The sequence below is a fragment of the Prevotella jejuni genome (assembly GCF_900187995.1).
Classification (GTDB): domain Bacteria; phylum Bacteroidota; class Bacteroidia; order Bacteroidales; family Bacteroidaceae; genus Prevotella; species Prevotella jejuni.
The window spans coordinates 32,465-56,522 of the sequence record NZ_FZNZ01000008.1; the positions used below are offsets into that span (position 1 = coordinate 32,465).

17 protein-coding genes are annotated in these 24,058 nt (G+C 41.7%); 8 read left to right on the plus strand and 9 right to left on the minus strand.

Features of this window, described 5'->3' with window-relative positions; genetic code table 11:
- Positions 1 to 82: 82 nt before the first annotated feature.
- From CHB62_RS03985 to CHB62_RS04020, 8 genes are all read right to left on the minus strand, one after another.
- A complete protein-coding gene (locus tag CHB62_RS03985; RefSeq protein ID WP_089365807.1) occupies positions 83 to 2,935 on the minus strand; it encodes a M16 family metallopeptidase in 2,853 nt (950 codons plus the stop codon).
- Between the two features lie 9 nt (positions 2,936 to 2,944).
- A complete protein-coding gene (locus tag CHB62_RS03990) occupies positions 2,945 to 4,273 on the minus strand; it encodes a thioredoxin fold domain-containing protein (protein ID WP_089365808.1) in 1,329 nt (442 codons plus the stop codon).
- 166 nt (positions 4,274 to 4,439) lie between these two features.
- Positions 4,440 to 4,913, minus strand: a complete 474-nt coding sequence (locus CHB62_RS03995) for a hypothetical protein (RefSeq protein WP_089365809.1) — start codon at positions 4,911 to 4,913, stop codon at positions 4,440 to 4,442.
- Positions 4,914 to 4,915: 2 nt separating this feature from the next.
- On the minus strand, positions 4,916 to 5,548 hold the full coding sequence (locus CHB62_RS04000; protein ID WP_089365810.1) for a fasciclin domain-containing protein: 633 nt from the start codon (positions 5,546 to 5,548) through the stop codon (positions 4,916 to 4,918).
- A 41-nt stretch (positions 5,549 to 5,589) separates the two neighbouring features.
- Complete coding sequence (locus CHB62_RS04005) at positions 5,590 to 7,137, minus strand: RagB/SusD family nutrient uptake outer membrane protein (RefSeq protein WP_089365811.1); 1,548 nt, start codon at positions 7,135 to 7,137, stop codon at positions 5,590 to 5,592.
- 6 nt (positions 7,138 to 7,143) lie between these two features.
- Positions 7,144 to 10,629, minus strand: coding sequence for a SusC/RagA family TonB-linked outer membrane protein (locus CHB62_RS04010; RefSeq protein WP_089365812.1), 3,486 nt, complete (start codon positions 10,627 to 10,629; stop codon positions 7,144 to 7,146).
- 379 nt (positions 10,630 to 11,008) lie between these two features.
- Positions 11,009 to 12,286, minus strand: coding sequence for a DUF3078 domain-containing protein (locus tag CHB62_RS04015; RefSeq protein WP_089365841.1), 1,278 nt, complete (start codon positions 12,284 to 12,286; stop codon positions 11,009 to 11,011).
- A gap of 197 nt (positions 12,287 to 12,483) precedes the next feature.
- Positions 12,484 to 13,167: an outer membrane beta-barrel protein gene (locus tag CHB62_RS04020; RefSeq protein WP_089365813.1), complete on the minus strand. Its 684-nt coding sequence runs from the start codon at positions 13,165 to 13,167 to the stop codon at positions 12,484 to 12,486.
- A gap of 1,108 nt (positions 13,168 to 14,275) precedes the next feature.
- Between CHB62_RS04020 and CHB62_RS04025 the strand changes: the two genes are divergently transcribed.
- The 7 genes from CHB62_RS04025 (at position 14,276) to CHB62_RS04055 (ending at position 21,237) form a co-directional block, all read left to right on the plus strand.
- Positions 14,276 to 15,154 (plus strand): cell division protein FtsX, encoded by an 879-nt coding sequence (locus CHB62_RS04025; RefSeq protein WP_089365814.1) that lies wholly within the window; start codon positions 14,276 to 14,278, stop codon positions 15,152 to 15,154.
- Positions 15,155 to 15,247: 93 nt separating this feature from the next.
- Positions 15,248 to 15,490, plus strand: coding sequence for a DUF3098 domain-containing protein (locus CHB62_RS04030; protein ID WP_089365815.1), 243 nt, complete (start codon positions 15,248 to 15,250; stop codon positions 15,488 to 15,490).
- Positions 15,490 to 16,350: an undecaprenyl-diphosphate phosphatase gene (locus tag CHB62_RS04035; RefSeq protein ID WP_089365816.1), complete on the plus strand. Its 861-nt coding sequence runs from the start codon at positions 15,490 to 15,492 to the stop codon at positions 16,348 to 16,350. Before CHB62_RS04030 ends, CHB62_RS04035 begins: the two co-directional genes overlap by 1 nt.
- A gap of 21 nt (positions 16,351 to 16,371) precedes the next feature.
- Positions 16,372 to 17,070: a tRNA pseudouridine(55) synthase TruB gene (gene truB / locus CHB62_RS04040; protein WP_089365817.1), complete on the plus strand. Its 699-nt coding sequence runs from the start codon at positions 16,372 to 16,374 to the stop codon at positions 17,068 to 17,070.
- Between the two features lie 21 nt (positions 17,071 to 17,091).
- Positions 17,092 to 18,276, plus strand: coding sequence for an S-adenosylmethionine:tRNA ribosyltransferase-isomerase (locus tag CHB62_RS04045; protein ID WP_089365818.1), 1,185 nt, complete (start codon positions 17,092 to 17,094; stop codon positions 18,274 to 18,276).
- Position 18,277: 1 nt separating this feature from the next.
- A complete protein-coding gene (gene folK / locus CHB62_RS04050; protein WP_089365819.1) occupies positions 18,278 to 18,688 on the plus strand; it encodes a 2-amino-4-hydroxy-6-hydroxymethyldihydropteridine diphosphokinase in 411 nt (136 codons plus the stop codon).
- 113 nt (positions 18,689 to 18,801) lie between these two features.
- Positions 18,802 to 21,237, plus strand: coding sequence for a C10 family peptidase (locus tag CHB62_RS04055; protein ID WP_089365820.1), 2,436 nt, complete (start codon positions 18,802 to 18,804; stop codon positions 21,235 to 21,237).
- A 314-nt stretch (positions 21,238 to 21,551) separates the two neighbouring features.
- On the opposite strand, the gene rpsO is transcribed toward CHB62_RS04055, so the two are convergent.
- Positions 21,552 to 21,827: a 30S ribosomal protein S15 gene (rpsO, locus tag CHB62_RS04060; RefSeq protein ID WP_004360506.1), complete on the minus strand. Its 276-nt coding sequence runs from the start codon at positions 21,825 to 21,827 to the stop codon at positions 21,552 to 21,554.
- 207 nt (positions 21,828 to 22,034) lie between these two features.
- Between rpsO and typA the strand changes: the two genes are divergently transcribed.
- Entirely contained in the window at positions 22,035 to 23,837 is a 1,803-nt protein-coding gene (gene typA / locus CHB62_RS04065) for a translational GTPase TypA (protein WP_089365821.1), read from the plus strand.
- The last annotated feature ends 221 nt before the right edge of the window (positions 23,838 to 24,058 follow it).

The window sequence follows — 24,058 nt, forward strand, 5'->3', positions numbered from 1 at the left end:
ACTTCAGAATTAAAGAAAACACAAAAGAAAAAGGGGTGCACGACTGCATCCCTTATTCTTTATACTCAATTGCCATTAAGACTTACTTAAACGTGCGTTTGCCCTCTTGTGCTGCAGGCTTAACGATAATCTCACGCTGCTTAGCATTTGTCATCACTTTCACAGCTACAGCAGTGATATCTTGTGGTGTAAGTGTCTTGAATACTGGTGCGGAAGCGGCATTGTCATTTGGAGATAGCTCGTTGCCCGTTTCAGCATAGATATTCAACAAAGCCATCCAAACTGATGGGTCACTGTTAGACTGTGATGCTGCACCTGCCTGTTCCTCATCAACAGCCAAAGGTACCATTGCAGCCTTGAACTCATCTGCAGTGAAACGACCAGCCTTTACATCATCAAGAATACTATAAACAAGGCTAACAGCTTTATCTGTATTCTCTTTCGCAGTAGAAAGATGAATGTTAAGGCTCTCGCCAGCTACTGGCTGTGAAGTATAGTTGCTCTGTACACCTACGGTATAAGTAAGGTGCTCTTTCTCACGCAATACATCAAAATAACGACGCTCCAAGAGTCCACGCATCACCTCCAGAGCAGCTTGCTCACGCTCAGAAAGTTTCTGCTTATTGGCAAATGAAATCTCAATCTCTGCCATACCACCTTCTGTTTCGGTCTCAAAAGTGCGCTTGATAACAGGCGTAGATGACGAGAAATCCATTGGCTGGATAGCTGTCTTCACAGGCTTACCTTCACCCTTGAGAGAACCTATATAGCGAAGCACCAACTCTTTAGCCTTTGCTTCAGGAATATCACCAATAAGACAATAGGTGAAACGTGATGCATCACCAAGGTGTGCCTGGAACTGTTCCTGTAACTTATCAAACTGAACTGACTTAAAGAAAGCCTCATCCTGACGTGGATTCATCGCACTAACTGGATAGAGCAACTGCTGGATAGAATCCTGTACGGCAGCCATACCTGTTGTTGCACGGTTCTCGTAAACGTAGAGGTTACGCTGGATATACTTGTCAAAGGCTGACTTAGAGAAGTTCTGACGTGACAGAATCAAATACAAATAGCTGAAGAAATCGTCAGCCTTGTCAACAGGTGCATTACCACCGATACCATCACTATAGTCTTCCAACGAGAGGGAAAGATTGATGTCCTTGCCCTGTAGCCACTGCGCCAACTGATTTCGGTTGTAATTATATACACCTGACTGTATCAAGAGTGAACGCATTGCATTATAGTTAGCAAGTTCTTGTGCTGGCACAATAGACTTACCACCTTCTGCAGAACCTGCAAAGAGGAACTTACCACTCAGTTCTGGAACGTTACGATAAAGAACTTTCGCACCATTAGAGAGTGTCCACTCCTTTGCCTGCAAAATCTTTAACTGCTTTTCAGAAACAATCTTTCCTCCTGCCAGAGGGAAGTCAATCAACTGACTGATAGGCTTCATACCATCAGCATGAGCCATATCGCTGAATGAGCTCTTTGCTTTCAATGCTGCCATAAGATCATTCTCAGTGATGTTCATCTCACTCTGCGACTTAGAATAAGTGACAAAAGCAAGGTTATTGTCATTAAGCAATGACTTCATCCAAGCATTCATGTCCTCAACCTCTAACTCAACCAAAGTCTCGAGGTTACGGTTAATCTGTCCGCGGAAGTCTTGTACAGGAATATCATAGAGGAAGTTCTGACGGAAAAGCATCAAAGCATTGTCTGGTGTTCCTAATCCCTTTGCTTCGAGGACATCCTTCATTCCATTGTACATCTTCTCCTTCTCAGCATTGAACTCAGCAGCAGTAAAGCCTTGGTCACGCAAGTTATCACGTACAGCTAACATCTGCTGAAGCGCCTTCTGTTCATTACCCTGATAGGGAACCATGTCCCATGCCATCTGATAATAGTTTCGTACCAAAGGAGATAGACTCACCTCAGCAGCAATATAACTCTCCTTATCAGCATTCTTCAACATCACAAAACGCTTTGGAGCCAATGTATTGAAGAACTTAGTGAAGATAAACTGACGTACTCGGTCCTCTTCAGGCGCATTACCCTTCACCTCATAACGTTGATAAAGACCAAAAGAAGCACTCTTGTTCTCTGGGTCAATGAAACGCATATAGAGTGGTGTGGTATTGTCAGGAATCTGTCTTGTCTGTGGATTTACAGCAGGTGCTTGCTTAGCTGGTAATGTCTTGAAGACCGTCTGAATATTCTTTTCCATCTGGTCGACATCAACATCACCGATAACAGCAATAAACTGCATATTAGGACGGTACCACTTATCATAGAACTGCTTTACTTGCTTCTGCTGGAAGGTCTCCAATATCTTCTGTGAACCAATCACATTATGAGTAGCATAGCCAGCATGATTATAAACAACAGGTGCAATGGCATCTGTCAGACGACGGTCTACTCCCGAACGATGACGCCATTCCTCAAGGATAATACCACGTTCCTTTTCAATGTCTTTAGGGGTCATCTTGACGCCATGGCACCAGTCACGGAGCACCCAAAGCATATTCTCATTAAGCTTCGCATCATTGGTTGGTACGTTATGAACCGCATAACGCGTATCATCAACACCAGTGAAAGCCTCAAAGTCATTGAGGTTATTACTGCGAAGGAAGTTCATCACACCATTAGGGAAGTGGTCTGTCGTATTGAAAGCCAAATGCTCCAACACGTGCGCCAATCCCATTTCCTCATCATTCTCCAAGATAGCACCTACATTCTGGTAGAGGTAGTATTGTGCCTCACCAGTAGCAGAACCATCATTATAGATATAATAAGTAAGCCCATTTGCCAGTTTCCCCTTTCGCAATCCATTCATCTGCGCATTGGCAGGATTGAAGGGAAAAAACAAAAAGCCTATGAGCAGTGCCACTGGCACGCTCGATAGGCATTTAATGATATTCTTGAACATAGTCATTGTTTACTTTTCAAGGAGTTCGAGCGTAGAGAGCTTCTGCTTGATTGCACCCTGCAACATAGCCTGTGGCATCTCCATATTCTCCAAACGGAGTGTCTCAGCAAATGCCTGGTTATAGTATTCACGTGCCTTGGTATAGTTCTTCAACTCACGATAAGAGTCACCTATCATTACCATATAGTTGACACGGTCCATCACAGCATCTTCCTGTGACAAAGCTTTCTCAGCCCACTTGATAGCTACCTCATGATCCTTAGCCTTCAAGCTCTTGCCTGCAGCCATGTAGAGGTTCTGTGCAGCCTTACCATAGTCGGCTGAACGGAGGTTGTTCTCCATCTTGCCAAAATAGGTTTCCATAGCTTTCACATAGCCATTTACATCCTTATTCTTATACAAGTTGTAGAGAGCATCAAAGTAGAGCTTTGCTTTCTCGTATGGAGTAATACCTGTCAAGCCAACAACTTCGTATGCCTTTGCATACTGATTCTTAACTTTCTCTACATAGTCCTTATACTTTACGTTGCCATCCTTTGCCATATCCTCTGCGAAGATATCGTTAGCCTCAACAATATAGTAGGCAGGTGCCTTGCCAAGTTTCTTCATCCAGTCATCAAGGTGGTCGTTCATAAGGTCAATCATATACTGCTTGTGCTCCTTATCTTCATCACCCTCCAATGTTAGAATGATACGATAGTCATTCTCATTGATAAGTTTCAATGGTGCCTTAGCAGCTACATAGTTCTTATAAAGTTTCTGTAGACGGGTCACCCACTTATCTGCATCCATACCTTCCTGCGCCTGCAAGAATGATGGTGCCTTGAGAAGAAGTTGCTGTTGAACGTCAAGGTCGTTGTTATCAGCCTTGTACTTATTGTAAAGTTCCTCAAAACTTACACTCTCTCCAGCAGCAATCTTAGCAGCCTCCATGAGTTCATCCTTATCCATCGCACCTGTATTCACAGACAAAGCTTTGCCATCTGGGGCAATAAAAGCTACTGTTGGATATGCTGCTACCTTATAGTTCTTAGCGATATCAACATTCTCACCCTTCTCTGCATCTAACTGCAGACTGATAAAGTGTTCATTGAAATACTTTCCAACTTCCTCTTGTGTGAAAACTGTCTTTGCCATCTTCTTACAAGGAACACACCACACTGCGTAGAAGTCAACAAACAGAATTTTATTCTCTTGCTTAGCTTTTACCAAAGCTTCACTGAAAGTTCCCTTAAAGAACTTAATGCCATTTGCTGCTTCTGTACCCTGCTGTGCACGGAGCTGTACTGCCATCATCAAAAGAGATACAAGCAGTAGGATATATCTTCTTCTTTTCATATTAATCTGTTTTTAATGGATTGTTTTATTCAATTTATCTATTTAACCATCATCTACTTACAGCATTGAGATTTACTCATGTCTGTCTGTCTCATACAATGACGAGAATACATATTCAATCTACGCTGAACATAGTATGTGCACTTGTCATTTACCATTATTGATATTAGTCGACAAGTAGCTCATCATCAGTCACGACCACCTTGAAAATATTCTCCAAGACAGCCTCATGGTCTTCATTATACACCTTGATAGAGAGATGATATCTACCATTAGGCAACTGTTGTGCTGCATCTTGTGTAACTACTATCAAACCGCCAGTCACAGAAATCTTACCTTCCTTGTAGAGTTTCATAAACAACTGTGCCTGTTCTTGGTTGTCAGCCTTAACCCCAGACAACTCATAATTGATAGGGTTAGTACCAGCAACACCTTGAATACGTGTTGAAACGAATGGTTGCTTGTATTTACCACGGTCACTCGTTGAGTCTACATTATGAAAGGCATTAAGTGAGTCGGGAGTAAAAGATGCACCCGTTGTCCTTAGATAGCCTACAGCCATCTTACTGCATGATACCATAAAACCTATTGTAAGAGCCATAAGGCACAGCAATGCGATTCCTTTCTTCATCTTTTTCATTTTTAAAAGTCGGTTAAGTTGAAGTCATATACAAGTGAGTGAACCACTCCCGTGTTTGTTTCAATATTACATGAAGCAACGTCAGAAGTCTTGGTAGTCGTCGGAGAAACCAAATGGATACGCAAAGGTCCAGCACCAGGAACACTATTGTAAGACTCACGGAAGGTATAAATCCATAACTGTTTACCTGAAGCCATCTCAACAGTCTCACCCCCTTTACCGATAGGTGTTGATGCATCAGACGACTTAACACCCTCCTTAAAATCATCAAGCATCACTCGCTTGTTAGGTAAAACACTGTTCAAGATAAACTTTTTACAGTCCGCAACAGGAATATCAGATACCCTTTCCATATTATTATCATAAAGATAACGACGGATACTATTGTTGGTAGGACCAAAGAACGTGATGTTCTTGCCGTACTGACTTGTCCCTTGAAATAGTGAAACCAGCCCAGCACGCTCGGTCATCACACAGAGAGAATCCCAGTTATAGCTGTCACCTTTGAAGTATTCCCACATCGTCATATCATGCTTACCATTGGCAAGACCAGTGTCATCGAAGTTATACTGGGTACAACCAGAGAGTATCCCCATCGTCAGACACACGACTATTATATATATAATCTTTTTCATCTATCAAACAATATATTTATTGTAACGTTCCTAACCCATTATTAGTTATAAGCTTGCCAATATGGTTTCTGTCGTAACTGGGTGTTAATAATGTGTCCATCCTTATCTTGCCATGAATCCTTTGGAAGTGGAAGGAACAGCGCACCACCCTGAATATCCTGATTGGTCAGCAAGAGGAACTTACCTTGCAGTTCTTCTTTCACATATCCATTGCGAATAACATCTGCATAACGGGCATCATTCTCACCAATAAACTCCTTTTCTCTTTCGATGAAGATAGCCTTCTTCAGTCCCTCTGTATCGTAGGTTGATGGATAAGAAAGTGCACCAGCACGTGAACGAATCACATTAAGGTCAGCAATAGCCTTTGCTTCGTTCCCTAACTTCTGATAGCATTCAGCTCTCAAAAGATAGAAATCTGCAAGACGCCAATAGACATAATCGGCATCTACCGTACGGTAGGTTTTACCACTTGGTGAATACTGGTCGGGGTCCAATATTGCCTTTCTAAACTTATACATGATAGCATAATCCGTCCCATCAACCTCATGTGGTGTACCCCACTGATAGAAGAACGCTTGTAGGCGTTGGTCAGTAGTATCTGGGAACAAGCTTTCTACTGTTGAAGTATAAAGCTGATAGGTACTGCTTGATGGTAAATCGGCTAATGTTTGATCCTCTCTAACAGGCCAGCTCACAAAGTTCTGTGCCACCTCATTAGGTGAGACAACATTTTCAGAGCGTGTCTTATCAAAGTAAAGACTGAAGATTGCCTCAGGATTAGGTGTCTTCTCATTAGACAGATACGTACAGAGTTCTTCTGGAGAAGAACAAAGTTGATAGTTACCTACCTGTCCCTCGATAAGTTGTGTTGAGTAATCGATAGATTTCTGATAATCTTCCTGCGCATTACCTTGCAACTTATAAAGTTCGGTTACACTACCCTTCCACGCATAAATCTGTGCGAGCAAGGCGGCAGCAGTACCCTTTGAGGCCGTCTGACGATTGGTAATAGCCACACCATCCAAGTCTGTCAGTTTATCCCATGTAGGTAGAATATCCAATGCCTTCTTAGCATGTTCTATCGCAGCGTTGAGTACATCAGCTTGCGAGGACAAAGAGTAAGGCTTTATCTCAGAGGAGTTTTCAGTGATGATAACCTCCCCATAACGCTGAGCCAAGAGGAAATAAGACAATCCGAGAGCGAACTCAGCCTGTCCAACATGGTACTTTCGACGCTCTTCTGGCAAGTTTTTTGTCTTATTTATATTATCAAGCAACAGATTAGACTCAAAGATAATGTCATAAAGACCCTTCCATGAATACTCGCTTGCTATGACTGTTCGTGGGTTCCACTCGCGCATCTGCTTGCCATCCAGTATCTCGTCAGCCTTCATACCAGCTGTTGAAAGGACGTAGTTATTGCCTACTACAGTATTGATATAATATAGAATAGAAGTGGTTGTTGCGTTCAGCTCTTTCTCTGTATTGAACGAGTTGCTGTAAGTCATTCCGTTCTCTGGCTGCAAGTCAAGGCTGCAAGAGGACAGAAGACAACCACATAATGAGAGCATTATAATCTTCTTCATTGTCTATTAGAATTTTAAGTTAAGACCCAAAGTAACCTTTCTATTCAATGGATACTGTGTTCCATCATCCTTACCAGAATAAGGATTGATAACTTCAGGGTCTACTCCTGAATAATTAGTAATCAAGAACAGATTCTCTCCACTAAGGTATATATTAGCATCTTTGATGAAAGAGCCCTTCAACCAGTTCTTTGGTAACTGATAACCAATCACCAACTGCTTGAGACGTAAGAAACTAATGTTCTCAATGTTAGAGTCTACATTACCGTCAAACTGCCCTACATAATCCTTGTCAGCGAACTCAAGTGATGGATACTTCGCATCTCTATTGCTTGTTGTCCAGAAATCATTAGCGTGGAAGTAGTTCATGATAACGCCAAAGTCCTTTGTAAAGGTGAAGGCACTGTTCTTATACATATTCATCACCTTACGGCTGATGGTATAGCTGAAGAGTACATCAAAGCTCAATCCCTTCCATTCTAAGTGGCTATTCAAACCACCGTAGACTGCAGGAAGAGTACTACCAGCATAATAGAGGTCCTTATCATCAATCACACCATCATAGTTCTGGTCCTTAATCTTCCTACCACCCACACGCAATGGATTATTGATAGACTGAAAATAAAGTGGAATCTGCTTACCAGAAGCATTAGGATACATTGGGACATCTTCCTCCTTCTGAACGATTCCCTCATCCTTAAAGGTATAGATACCATAGACAGGACGACCTAAGACTTTGTCGTTAAGGTCTTCACCATTATACGTCTTACGCAGCATGTTCTTATTATGAGAAAGGTTGAAGCCTACACTCCAGTTCCAATTCTTCTTGCGGATAACATCATACTGAGCCTCGAACTCAATACCTTCGTTAGAGATTGCAGAAGCATTGTCCCACATGTTTGTAGCAAGGAAGACATTACCTGGCAGATAAGACTGCATCAACAGCTTACTTGAATACTTATAGTAATAATCGAGCTTGAGTTTCAAACGATAGTCCAACATCTGTAAGTCAAGACCGAGGTCATACTGATCACTCTCCTCCCAAGTCAATTTCTTATTAGCCATAGACTGCGGGATAAGACCTAACGAACCATTAAATACATTACTCTCCTCCATCACGCCCAATGCCAAATAAGGTTCTTGGAACTTCTGACCAGACTTACCCCAAGAAGCACGAAGCTTACCGAAGCTCAACCACCAGAATTTCTTCATGAAATGTTCCTCACTGAATGCCCAGCCAAGACCCACAGAAGGGAAGGTTCCCCAGCGTACATCCTTACCGAAGACACTTGATCCATCCGCACGGATAGACAACTCCGCCATGTAACGTTTCTTATAGCTATATGCCGCACGACCCAAGAAACTAAGCAATGACTGCTCCTGCTGATTGGTTAGGAAGCTTTGTGCAGCCCTCACAGTTCCACCATCGTTGAAGAGAGAAGGCCATCCCTCACCCGCAAACTTAATAGAGTTAGTAGGGCCACCCTTTGCTGTACCGCTTAGGTTCTGCAGCAAGTCATAGTTATAAGTCATACCAGCCATCAGCTCCAACTTATGTTCGCTTGGCAATGCAAGGTTATAAGTAAGGATATTCTCAGTCTGAATATTCGTCATAGCAATATTAGAAGCCTGTACCTCCGACTTCTTATCATACTTCAGATAATCAGGTGTAAACGTGTAGACACGTGTGAAATAATGGTCAAGCGAGTAGGTAGAAGAGAATTTCAGACCTTTTATAATATTATAGTTCAAGCCTACACTCAGACGAACATTATAATTTGAATTCGTCTTATCAATATCCTTCAACTGCCTTAACGCCACTTGTTCCGCGACACTACCCTTACCCGGCAAGAGCGTAGACGTACGCTTCGGATCGAATGTCAATCCCTGCACACGTCCCCCATCCGAGCCAGCTTTCTGCGTAGCGTATGTCAGGTTGATACGTGTGAAAGCACTCAACTTCGTCGATAGGTTAAAGTCAAGATTACTCAACAAACTGAAACGACGGAAATTAGAGCTAATCATAATACCCGTTTCATCGTAGATACCAGCATTAACCATATACCTTATATTATCTGTACCACCAGCCAACAACAAGTCACCTTTGGTCACCCTACCTACACGGAAGGCATATTTCCACCAGTTTGTTCTGTTGTTATAGAAAGTGTTCAGTGAGTCTTGTGCTATTCCTGGTAGTCGACGATCTGGGTCTAACACCCTACCATTACGCCACAAGTAGTCGTAGGCGCCATCATTATCAGCATCCCAACCGTATGAATCCTTATAAGAACCAGGGTAAATCAGCTTATCTGTTATATAATCATAGTGTGCACCTCTCTGGTTCTTAGCCAAGAGAAGAGCTATATCACGTTCACCCTTACCAAGTGTCTGCATTGGTGTACTTGGTAACCAAGAAAGAGATTGTGAGAAATTGAAGCTTACCTCCGAGCGTCCCGACTTACCTTTCTTAGTAGTAATGAGGATAACACCATTACCAGCTCGCGAACCATAGAGTGACGCAGAAGCAGCATCTTTAAGCACCTGCACAGACTCTATACTTGAAGGGTCAAGTCCTGACAGTGGGTTAATACCGCCCGTTGCATCCCCAGCACTACTTGACACTGGTATACCATCAATCACGTAAAGCGGTGAACCATCATTGATACCCTTCTGATTGAGAGAGCTAAAGCCGCGAATAGTAATACGAGAGCCACCACCACCAGGTGAACCAGACAGGTTAGTCACGTCTACACCAGCCATACGACCCTGCAAGAGGTTCTCAATACTTGCTGTTGGTGCCTTCTGCAAATCTTCAACTTTAACAGAGGCAATGGCTCCCACCTGTTCACGTGTATTCCTCTTACCATAAGCAACGACCGTAACCTCACCCATAGCAACGGCAGATGACGTCAGGATAACATTCATCGCCTTACCAGTATGGTATTTTAGTGTCTTTGCGTCATAGCCTACACTGGAGATTGTGATAGTTCCTTCCTCTTTTTCTACAGGCATAGAGAAATTACCATCTACATCGGCAGTAACACCTTTCGACGTTCCCTTAATCTGTACAATAGCAAAAGGTACGCCCAACCCGTCCTTGTCTTTTACTGTTCCATGAATGGTGTATTGTCCCTGTGTAGCATTTTTCATCTTGAAGACATCAATCACCTTACCGTCAATATTATAGACAAAAGATGAGTGAGCCAACAGGTTTTCTACAGCACTCAGTTCGTCTACATCCTCAAACGAGATGGTAAGAAGCAACGTATCGTTCTTAACATCATCCGTGTAATTAATCTTGTAGTCTCCCTTTGTAGAAATGAAATCCAAAATCTGAGCAACACTTTTATCCTTAAACGAAATCGAGAACTTCTTTCCTGCTACTTGTGCAGAAGCAGGCGAACTCCACGAAAGCATCAAGATAAAAGCTGTCAGAAACACCAAAGAAGGCAAGCTTCTTAAAGTTCTAAACATGTGTTGATGATACTTCATTGATTAGTCTTTATTGTTATTACTTTTGATATTAACTTATTAAACAAATTAGATTACTTCGCAAATGCGCTCTCAACGATTCTACATAAAAAGGGTATTAATATTGATTGCGATGCAAATGTACATAAAAATATTGGATATCAAAGCCAATTGGACATAAAAAAAGTAAAAGAAAAATAGCTATAACAAGACATCTCACCCCTTCTCGGAAAGGAGAAGAGACTTCTAAGATAGAACAGATGCCTACCTATTAAACACGAATAGTCCCTTTACTTTCTCCCTTCTCTATACGTAGAAGAGTATTCTCTCGACACATAGAGAAATATTGCCAACAAGGCTTATTAAAGATTTCTACCCCTTCCTTGTCCAAATTGCTATATTAGAAACTATACTGAAATCCTATTGATGCAAATTCCTTCAACTGCCAGAAGGCATAATGGTCATCACGACGTACTCCATCGTCAAAACGAGGATAGATAAATACCCGACTTGAGATGTATCGATTGAAGCGGAAGGTAAAGGTATTCTCCCACTCTAACTCTGTGCGCTTATACGTAGAATAGCCATACAGACGAGTCTTCCAAGTCAACGACTCCATCATCTTCCATTCTAAATCTACAGTAAACTCAGAACCGAAGTCATGCAGGAAATGATTACCATCCTTGATACCCAAACGGCGAGTCAAATCCAACATGCGAGTGTACTTCATGTTATAAGCCAAGGGAGCTAAATGGAAGTTACCCTTCAAACGGTGGTTCATCCAGTCGACCGAGTAATCCATACCGATAGAGAGGTTTATGTTCAACGGAGCAACGAAGGCTGAATATACCTTTGGGTCGTTAGAACGATAAGAACGACTAAATTGTGTATTACCAATAAATTGCACCGTATAGTACCACCGCTTCGTTGCCTGCAAGCCAAGTTTTGAGGTAAGACGTATCAAGTCTTCTGTACTCTTGAAACTATGCAAAGAGTCTGAACGACTACTCTGTAAACCGTATTTCAGTTCCAAGCGGTTTTCCCATTTCAATTTCTGTTTATTATTGTAATTGGCCTGCATCACCAAAGAAGCCAATGCTGAATAGTTACTTTCGCCACCTCTATACCAGTTTCCTGAAACGTAGTTCTGTAGGAATTGTAAAGCATAATCACCATTAAACGTCCAGAAATTAGGTCGTTTTATCATAACCTCCACTGGCACTGTCGTTGGCTCAACAGGTGTTTCTGGCACCTTCTCAACTAATGTTGGGTCATGATGGATTGGTGCGTTAATATCGTCCAACTTTGTCTGCTGCTGTTGTACCATCCTATCAGTCCCTCTGACAAGGTCAGGACGTGCAAGATAAAGGTGCATCAACTCTGACAAAATAGGGTTGTCATTTCTATCTCGTGTGAACAATTTCTCTGCAACATTACCATAATAGGTCAGTGGTAGGAACAATCTCATATCATTCCTACGCAGTCTCTGTTCACGACGAATCTTAGGCTTTTTAGACGTAAAAACACTGTCTTTTAATGCGTTCAACGAGTCAACATACGCTTGTATCTTATCCATTGATGGCCGTTCATCGCTACGAACAGAGACAGGATGACTCACTTGAGCAACAGCGCCCAAGCATATCATTAAAAATAATGTGATTAAAAAGTTCCGTTTCATCATACTTAATATAATGTGCAAACTTACAGTATTTTTTTCAATTTACGGCCCTATTTACTGAAAATCTTAATCACTATAAGCAATTTACCCATATAATTAGTTGTCTTCCACTTCATCCTGAAATGGAAGACAACTAACTCTTTCATCCAAAGGTTATCGTATTTCTTGAATCACCAAGAATACTCCTTAGCGTTGTCTTAAAGATTTAATTTATAGCCTACAGACACCTCAAATACGCTGTTACGAGAAGAGTCGCCTTTCTTGTAAATATTAAAGACTCCCACATGATATAATGCTCCTAACACAACATTTTCGTACTCATAGCTTACACCAACTGGTATTGAAAGACCAAACTTACGCATACCATTCTTCATATCGATAGTAAACTCATCCTCATGGAAATTAGACTTTTTACCCTCCTTGTCTACTTCATACGACTGTTGTACTTCATGATTATTAGCATTAAACAGGCAGGTTGGTTCTATACCAACCTTAACAGAAAGACCTGGCAACAACTTATTATGAACTAAAATCGGCATACTCACATAATTTATTCGCAAGTAACGATCATAAACTGTAGTGTGTTCATCAGTATAATCCTCCAATTTACAGCCTGCTTGAACAAATGATAAGCCAGCAGAAAGACCTACGGCATCAGAAGCCTGATACATCACATCAGCACCTCCAACAAACCCTAACAATGCATGAGGTTTAACCTCTACTATCATGTTATCGACCACTTCGTAAATACCAGACCCACCTAACAAAGAAGAAATTGATACTCCTACATGTGGTATCACTGACCATGTACCCGGCTTGTTCTGTGCCATTGATACCAAAGTTGATGTAACTAACACGATTAGAACTGCTATTCGTTTCATAGGTTTCGTATTTTATTTTGTTAAAAATTATATCTGTTAAACGTATTTCACATGATTTTATTGCAATACCTTATACTATTTGTTAGTCTTTCATCCCCCGAAAGTTATATATCGAGTTCTATTTACATGCCTAATATTGAGAAATATTGCAATTAAAGTCTTTGATTTACACCAAACCTTACCAACGGATAACAGCCATAACACAGACAAAAGATAGCCTCTTCACAGCTTTCTATGATACGAAAAATTCTTTACTTCTACCTTCTATATATTTGTCTTAAAAACCATGAAGGCTCCCCTACAAGCATCTTTGTAATCAACAACATATCAAATGGTTATGAACTCTCTTCAAGAAGAGGCCTAATTAGGGGCAAGAAGGGCGTCTTTTAGGGGCAAGAAGAGCATGTTCTTGAACGTAATTAGGCGTCTTCTTAAACCTTAAAGGGCAAGTGTTGTATTGGAGAGACTGGAAAAAGGTTTACAAACTCAACCTTATTGACGCTCAAAACGAAACCTTTAACCTCCTTCCCACTCCATCTTCTTCCAACGTTTCAATACTTAAAACATAGCATGCGAACAGCCCACACTGCATGTATCGAGGTTCGTCCCGTATGATGCGAATGGCAGGTACGACTGAATCCAAGAGCTACTACAGTCCTTCATAATTTAAGTATCTTTTATCATTCTGCTTATTCTTAAGAGAAGCTGAAAAACATGTCTTACCCACTTGTCCAACCCCACTCGAAAAAGTAGCAAGCGTGAACATCCTTTTCAAGGGAGTTTTGAATTTGCTGTCATATCTGTCATCGAATATCATCACCTAAGTCATTAACTGACAGTAAGATTACATGAAATGTTAATTATGACAGCAAATAAAAATAAAACTATTTTCGTAGTTTACGGAATAGTCTCTCTTCTGTTAGAGTCGCCCAAGCCCTGAATTGCTCGGAAGAATTTCTTTTAATCAAACCGCTCTCTCCCACCCTTCCACAGTAGCGTGTGCAAAAGTTTCATCTATTATCTCTAAATAAAATATAAATTCTTTTGTCATTACCTTATTTTGCTGTATCTTTGCAACAACTTTGGTGTATTATACCTTATTAAAGAAATGGCAAAAAAAAGAAACAAAGCCCGCAGTCGTCATAGTCTGCAGGTTGTCACACTATGTATCAGTACAGCTATGGTGCTGATGCTGATTGGTATGGTTGTACTTACAGGCTTTACCAGTCGCAATCTTAGTTCTTACGTGAAGGAGAATCTTACTATCACCATGATTCTCCAGCCCGATATGAATACAGAGGAGAGCTCTGCTCTTTGTCAACGTATTCGCAACTTGCATTATATCAATAGCCTGAACTTTATCAGTAAGGAGCAGGCTTTGAAGGAAGGAACTCGAGAATTGGGTGCTAACCCTGCCGAGTTTGCAGGTGAGAATCCGTTTACAGGAGAGATCGAAGTACAACTAAAGGCCAACTATGCCAACAACGACTCTATTCGTAACATCGTTCAGCAACTACGAACCTATCGTGGTGTGAGCGACATTACCTATCCACAGAGCTTAGTAGAGAGTGTAAACCAAACGCTGGGTAAGATTAGTCTGGTGCTGTTAGTCATTGCCGTCTTGCTCACCATTGTCTCCTTCTCTCTGATTAACAATACTATCCGTCTGAGTATATATGCACGACGATTCTCAATCCACACGATGAAACTCGTTGGAGCATCATGGAATTTCATCCGTGCACCATTCTTACGACGCGCTGTATTAGAAGGACTCGTCTCTGCCCTATTAGCTATTGCAGTCTTGGGTGTCGGGATATGCTTCCTCTATGATTACGAGCCAGAGATTACAAAAGTATTGTCGTGGGACGCATTGGTTATCACAGCATTCGTTATGTTAGCCTTTGGTGTGATTATTGCGACCTTCTGCTCATGGTTGTCAGTAAACAAGTTCCTGCGTATGAAGGCAGGTGACCTCTATAAAATATAAACAAAACATAAATAAGGTAAAAGACTTCTTAGGTGGCGAAGGCAGTCTTGTCTTAACTCCCCCTAACGCTCTTGAACTCCTCAAACAAACAATATGGACAAAAGAAATTTAGCTTTTGGTAAGACCAACTTTATCTTGTTGGCTATAGGTATAGCCGTTGTTATTATCGGCTTTATCCTTATGAGTGGCGGATCCTCCACAGAGACGGTATTCGACCCAAATATCTTTAGTGCTCGTCACATCACAGTAGCACCTATCGTCACCTTTATTGGTTTTATCTCTATCATTGGTGCTATTCTTTATCAGCCGAAAGAAACGAAAGGAATGGAGGACTAATGACACTTTTACAAACGATTATTATCTCTATTATTGAAGGACTGACGGAGTTCCTTCCAGTGTCATCTACGGGTCACATGATTATCACTCAGAAACTTCTGGGTGTCCCTGCAAACGATGAATTTGTACATGCCTTCACGTTCATCATACAGTTTGGTGCAATCCTCTCTGTGGTATGTCTATATTGGAAACGCTTTTTCCAAATCGACCGCACACCAGTACCTGCTGATGAGAAGTCTAAATTCAAAAGATTTATCCACCCTATACGCTTCTATTGGTTGCTATTTGTTGGGTTCGTCCCAGCAATTATAATTGGTCTACCAGCTAAGAAGAGCGGTCTACTTGATTGGTTGCTTGAATCTGTATGGATGGTTGCAATAATGCTCGTAGTGGGTGGTATATTCATGCTCTACTGTGACAAGATCTTTAACAAAGGAAAAGAAGAAAACCAGATAACAGAGAAACGTGCTATCCGCATTGGTCTTTTCCAGTGCTTATCTCTCATTCCTGGCACAAGCCGCTCTATGGCAACCATCGTGGGTGGTATGGCAAATGGGTTAACACGCAAACGCGCAGCAGAATTCTCATTCTTCCTTGCGGTACCAACTATGGCTGGTGCAACCGTACTTGACATGTATGACTTGTTAAATAGTGACAGCACATGGGCTTCAGCTCATAACCTTACAATGCTTGCTGTTGGCTGTGTTGTATCATTCATCGTTGCGCTATTGGCAATGAAGTGGTTTGTAAGTTTCCTTGCAAAATATGGTTTCAAGTGGTTCGGTTGGTATCGTATCATCGTTGGCCTTATCATCATTATAATGCTGCTCTGTGATATTCCACTGAATATGGTACACTAATCTCATATACTTATTGCCCTAATGAACTTCAAAGAAGGAGTAATCATCCCTATTGACAAGCCCTACGGCATCACCAGTTTCAAGGCGTTAGCACACGTACGCTACCTTTGTACACAGGCGAATGATGGGAAGGTAAAGATTGGTCATGCCGGTACATTAGACCCTTTAGCGACAGGAGTTCTCATCCTTGCAACGGGTAAGATGACAAAGCAGATTGAGACTTTACAGACTCACACAAAGGAATATACAGCGACCCTACAGTTGGGTGCTACCACACCGAGCTACGATATGGAACATGAGGTAAATGAAAATTTCCCAACAGAACATATTACAAGGGAGCTGATAGACGCTACACTACCTCAGTTTGTGGGTGATATCGAACAAATTCCACCCACTTATAGTGCTGTAAAGGTGGATGGTAAGCGTGCTTTCGACTATCGAAGAAAAGGTAAGGAAATAACGCTGAAACCTAAGAATATTCGCATTGACGAGATAGAAGTATTAGACTTCGATGCAGAGAAGATGCAACTCTCAATCCGTGTCGTCTGCGGTAAAGGTACTTATATTCGTGCATTGGCACGCGACCTTGGTCGTGCGCTGAATAGCGGAGCCTACCTTACTGCCTTACGCCGCACACGTGTTGGAGACGTCAGAGTAGAAGACTGTGTCAATTATGACCAGTTTGACGCATGGCTCCAACAACAAACTATAGAAAAATAATAAACTCCCCAATATATAAATATGAAGCTTTCACAGTTTAAATTCAACTTGCCAAAAGAGCAGGTAGCCTTATATCCACATTCTTCTGAACGTGTTCTGACACGTACTGATGGTAGCACACAAACCTTCACCGTCACTCGTCGTGATGAAGGTAGGCTGATGGTGTTACACCGTAAGTCAGGAAAGATTGATATGTTCAAGGCTGATATCGACGGTGAACCTACTGAAGAAGACTACATCCGATTCAAAGATGTATTCAACTACTTCGATGAGGGAGATGCCTTTATCTTCAATGACACGAAGGTATTCCCTGCTCGTCTATATGGTACAAAGGAGAAGACTGATGCGAAGATTGAGGTATTCCTCCTTCGTGAACTCAATCAGGAGATGCGTCTTTGGGATGTATTGGTAGAGCCTGCACGTAAGATTCGTATCGGTAACAAGCTTTTCTTTGATGAGTCTGGCACAATGGTAGCTGAGGTTATAGACAATACTACCTCTCGTGGTCGTACTCTCCGCTTCCTTTACGACTGTCCGCACGATGAGTTCAAGCGTGAGTTATTTGCTTTGGGAGAGGCTCCATTACCACGCTACGTCATTGATAACCGTCCTAAGGAGGATGGGGAAGAGTTTGCACACGCAACAGCTGACGACATGGAGAATTTCCAGTCTGTCTTTGCCAAGCATGAAGGTGCCGTCTCAGCACCTGGTACAAATATCCATTTCTCTGAACACATGATGAAGATGATGGATATCAAAGGTATCAAGAAGGCCTTTATCACACTACATTGTGGCTTAGGCACCTTCCATGATATTGAGGTAGAGGACCTTACAAAGCATAAGATGGATTCAGAGGAGATGCACATCAATGCTGACGCATGTCGTATCGCTAACGGTGCTAAGCAGGCAGGACATCATATCTGTGCTGTTGGTGCAAGTGTTGTCAAAGCTACAGAGACAGCTGTTGGCACTGATGGTATGATAAAGGAGTATGATGGTTGGACCAATGAATTTATCTTCCCTCCATACAACTTTGGCTTTGCCGACTCAATGCTGGTGAATTTCTATCATCCATACTCAACTTTATTGATGGAAACAGCAGCCTTTGGAGGTTATGACCTTGTGATGGAGGCATATGACAAAGCGGTAAGGAATGGTTATATGTTTGGTTGCTTTGGCGACTCTCTACTGATTCTTAACGATTAACATGCACATAGTTTATTTATCCCTCGGCACCAATCTTGGTAATAGAAAGGCCATTATGCACGAGGCGATAACACGAATAGAAGGAAAGATTGGCACAGTATTGCGCCAATCTTCTTTCCATGAGACAGAGCCTTGGGGCTTTGAAAGCCCTAATCTCTTCCTCAATTCCTGCGTATGTGTCTCTACCTCTCTTGCTCCCAGACAGCTATTAGAGGCGACACAAGCCATAGAAATAGAGATGGGACGAGTAAAGAAGTCTATCAATGCACAATATACAGACCGCATCATAGATATTGATATCCTGCTTTATGACAAGCTAAGTATCAATGAGCCTGACCTTATCATCCCCCACCCTCTTATGGAAGAACGTGATTTCGTTATGCTTCCCTTGAAGGAGATATGGGAGGAGTAAGCGCTCTTCACACCGTAAAATAAACTAAATCTATTTGTCGGAAATATTCTTAAACTTATACAACCCTGACGTAAAATATAACAAACCCAAACTTTGACTAATAAGATAAACAAATGAAAAGAACATTATTATTAGTGGTAACTGCGTTTACAAACATCTTACTTGCCAATGCAGATCCTATCACTAAAGCACAAGCTTTGAGTATAGCTACCAAATACATCAACAACCCAAAACTATCGAACGATACCCCCAAAACCCGCTCATCACAAGCTAATGAGCAACCAGCTTATTACATTTTTACTAATCCAAACGACAAGAAATTCGTTATTATCTCTGGAGAAAGTAAACTCAACGAACTCGTAGGTTATGGAGATAAGATGACAGAAAACCCCAACGACCAGCCTCCCTACTTCAAACTGTTCTTAAAGGAATATGAACGTGTTGTAAAAGAAGTGCGTTCTAAAGCTGCAACTACTACTCCACAGCGTCCTATCAAACGAAAAGTAGAACCCTTGCTTACTTGTAAGTGGAGCCAGTATGACCCTTTCAACAAGTACACCCCACTAAGTAATGGACAGCATACACCTACTGGTTGTGTTGCAACAGCCACAGCACAGGTGATGTTCTACAATAAATGGCCTAAGAATCGACCACAAGATTATATAGCATCAACAGGTGATGATGCTAAGAAGAGTGCTACTTATTGGTGGGATGAAATGAAGAACACGACTAATGAGATGAGAACGGAACATTCTCGACAAGCCGTTGGCGTATTGATGTCTGACATCGGTAAGGCTGTCAATATGAGATACTATTATAGAGGTAGTGACTCAAACTTACAATATGCTTGCAATGCACTTCGCGACAAGTTCGACTATACTGTACGTTATCTTGACAAAAACTTCCTTCCTGCCAATGACTTCCTCAATGAGGTGATGCAAGAAATCTCAGATGGATATCCAGTCTTAGTAGTAGGTGGACCACATGCCTTTGTTTATGATGGCTATGATGAGCAGGGCCTCATTCACACCAACTGGGGCTGGGGAGGTGAAAACGATGGATACTTCGACATCAATATAGTAACCCTTAATGTTTCAGGCTTTGCTCTCAATAGTGGAACATTCTGGGACGATATCTCAGTTGTCTTTGCCCATCCTAATGACGGTAAGGCTACACCTTTTAAGGATATCGAGCGCGGATTAGATGCAAGAACCACCACTTCACTCACTATTGACAAGACAGAAGCAAACCGTTCTGAAAGTTTCAGTGCAAAGATTGAGAAGTTAGGCTCGTATAGTTCGGTGAAAGGTGAACTTGGTGTATTCACTGGGAAGGTAGCACTTGCCCTCTATAATGACAAGAACGAACAAGTAAAAATCTTCAACTCAACTGCAAGCGACCAGACTTGGGCATCTATCTTTACTTCCATGTCCTTTGATGTTGCTGATATTAACTTTAAGGGTATTGCTGACGGAAACTACCGTTTAGTACCAGTATTCTCTGAGATGCTCGATACCAAGACTAAGGAACACGGTGACTGGAAGCCAATCAATCACGCCAATGAGATAGAAGTAAAACTCACTCCAAGTGCAGTACAGCTCAATACAAATAACCCAAAGGATGTAGTTGTTATTGAAAAGGCTCCAAGCCTACTTGCACCTTACTATGAAGGTTCTGGATTTAAGGGTGCATACAGCTTCACGATGTATAATCCTGGACGTGAAGAAGTGCGTGGCGAACTTGTGATGACACTTACAAATCAAGAGACAAAGAAAGAATATCATGGTTATCTACTTACTCCAAACGTTGTTGCACAACGCCTTGGACGAACAACCTTTGTCATTAATATGCTTCCACTATATTACAACAAACCAAGTTTAGGGAATCTACCAAGAGGTAAATATGACGTCAAACTATCAATAAAAGCCAATAGAAAAGGAACTGAAGTAGAGATACCTATTGACATGAAAGAGCCATTCGAGATCGAAGTATTACCTTATGTCAATAATGGAAATATTGAATTAACTTTCCTCGACTACTACGTTGATGGTGAATACGCTAATTACAGCACCTTCCAACTTAATAAGATAAAGAATATCAGTCTGCAAGTACATTCCAAAGTATCTGGTTATCAGATTAGGAATGGCTACCGTGGTCCAATTCATTATCGTCTACTCGATTTGACAAGCAATAAGTGGATAGACTTGGGTACCATCAATAATGTTTATCTTCCATGTGATGCAGACAACAATGCAGCACAGACACGTATCACCTTTGCTGCTTCTCAATTAGAGCCTAATCATTCATACGAGATACATATTGAGGTTGAAAGGGATGGAAAACGAGAAGACATTTGGAATCCAAATGTGTTACGCAACACATTCTCTACGGTTGATGAGTTGAGACCTAATGGTATTAACTTGCTTAAAACCAAGCAGAGCAGAGCACTGGACATCTTTACCTTGCAAGGGCTTCGCCTATCACAGCCTTGGGAAGAACTCCCTGCAGGTATCTATATCGTAGATGGTAAAAAGATAATTAAGAAATAATATAAGCTAATCCTATCTTATAACAGATACAGCACGCATAGAGAATGTGAACTTCTTAGGAAAAGATAAGAAAGAAATCGGTCATTGAGTATTATTATTAAATACCCATTGACCGATTTCCTATAAATAGAAAGATATAGTAATTAAGAAAACCTTTACATAGGTTCTTCCTTTCCTTGCGTTCTTTTTAAAACTTAATCAACAATATAGCAAAAGTAAGATAGCATGAATAGTAAATGAAAAAAGGTAAGAAAGTAAGGTATGGACAAGCCAACCTTAACTTTCTTACCTTTATTTCGTTGCTTCTTAAAAGCTTACTTACGGAGACCCAAAGCCTTGATGATAGCACGATAACGCTCGATGTCACGATCGTAGAGGTAATCGAGCAATGCACGACGCTTACCTACGAGCTGTGTCAATGAACGAGTTGTAACGTAGTCCTTGCGGTTCTTCTTAACGTGCTCGGTCAAGTGCTTGATACGATAAGAGAAAAGAGCAATCTGGCTCTCAGCTGAACCTGTGTCAGTTGTACTCTGTGCCTTACCATACTGAGCGAAGATCTCTGCCTTCTTAGTCTTGTCTAAATACATAATTTGTTTGTGTGATTAATGTGATTTGCAATTACATCTTTCCGTCGTTAGCCGCCTTAATCACAACGGGTTACGACATCAAATGCATCGGACGTTCCGAAAATGCTGTGCAAAGTTACAACTTTTTATTGGAACCACAAACGTTTTCCATTTTTTATTCGTACTTTTGCACCATAAATTTAGCGTAAGCTTTTTTAAGGTAATTAAATGCAAGATATTCGTAACATCGCAGTTATTGCGCACGTAGACCACGGTAAGACAACCTTGGTTGATAAGATGATGCTCGCAGGAAAACTTTTCCGTGACGGACAAGACAACAGTGGAGAGGTTCTCGACTCTAACGACTTGGAGCGCGAACGAGGGATAACAATTCTCAGTAAGAATGTAAGTATTAATTGGAAAGGAGTAAAAATCAATATTCTCGACACACCAGGTCACTCTGATTTCGGTGGTGAGGTTGAGCGTGTATTGAACATGGCAGACGGTTGTCTGTTGCTCGTTGACGCTTTCGAAGGTCCGATGCCACAGACTCGTTTCGTACTACAGAAAGCCCTACAACTTGGTTTGAAACCAGTTGTTGTTATCAACAAAGTAGACAAACCAAACTGTCGTCCTGAGGAAGTATATGAGATGGTATTCGATCTCATGTGTGACCTCAACGCTACAGAAGACCAGTTGAATTTCCCAGTTGTCTATGGTTCAGCTAAGAATGGCTGGATGAGTGAGGATTGGAAGAAGCCAACAGATAATATTGAATATCTGCTCGACCTCATTATTGAGGCAATCCCTGCTCCTAAGCAGATTGAAGGAACACCACAGATGCTGATTACATCTTTGGACTATTCAAGCTACACCGGACGTATCGCCGTTGGTCGTGTACACCGTGGAACATTGAAGGATGGACAGAATATTACAATCTGTCACCGCGACGGAACACAGGAACGCACTAAGATTAAAGAGCTTCATACCTTCGAGGGTATGGGCCATAAGAAGACAGACCACGTAGACTCAGGCGATATTTGTGCAGTGATTGGCTTGGAGAAGTTTGAGATTGGTGATACTATTGCTGATTTCGAGAACCCGGAGCCACTACCACCTATCGCTGTTGACGAGCCAACAATGAGTATGCTCTTCACCATCAACGACTCTCCATTCTTCGGAAAGGAAGGTAAGTTCTGTACCTCTCGTCATATCAGCGAACGCCTTAACAAAGAACTTGAGAAGAATCTTGCACTACGTGTACGTCCTATGGAGGACGCAACAGATAAGTGGATTGTCAGTGGTCGTGGCGTTCTCCATCTCTCTGTGCTCATTGAGACAATGCGTCGTGAGGGTTATGAGCTGCAAGTTGGTCAACCACAGGTTATCTACAAGGAGATTAATGGACAGAAGTGTGAGCCTATCGAGGAGTTGACAATCAACGTTCCAACTGATTTCTCAAGTAAGATGATTGATATGGTGACTCGTCGTAAGGGTGACTTGCTCGGTATGGACGCTGAGGGCGAACGTGTGAACATCACCTTTGAAATACCATCACGTGGTATCATTGGTCTACGTACCAACGTCTTAACAGCCAGCCAGGGTGAAGCTATCATGGCACACCGTTTCAAAGATTATCAGCCATTCAAGGGCGAGATCGTACGTCGTACAAATGGTTCAATGATTGCGTTGGAGGCTGGTACAGCCTACGCTTACGCTATCGACAAGCTACAAGATCGTGGTAAGTTCTTCATTGATTCTGGTGAGGAAGTTTATGGCGGACAGGTTGTTGGTGAGCATGTTCACGACAACGACCTCGTTATCAACGTTACGAAGGCAAAGCAGTTGACCAACGTCCGTGCATCTGGTTCTGACGAGAAGGCACGCGTTATCCCTAAGACCGAGATGAGTCTTGAGGAATGTCTTGAGTACATCAAGGGCAACGAGTATGTTGAGGTAACTCCAAAGAACATTCGTATGCGTAAGATAACTCTTGATCATTTGGAGCGTAAACGCGAGAACAAGGATTAAATCTTATTTCAATCATAAGACGAGGGGCGACTATCCGATGGGGGGTAGCCGCCCCTTTCTTTATTACTAATTTTTTGTTTATTGTAGTTACTGTCACTTTTAACACTTCTCGTAACAGTCTTGTAGTTAGTAGATTATAACGTCAATATTATGACAGTAGTGACAGCAACCTTAAAAATGACCATCTTCTTATTTTGTCCCTTCCGTTAGTTTTCCTCTAT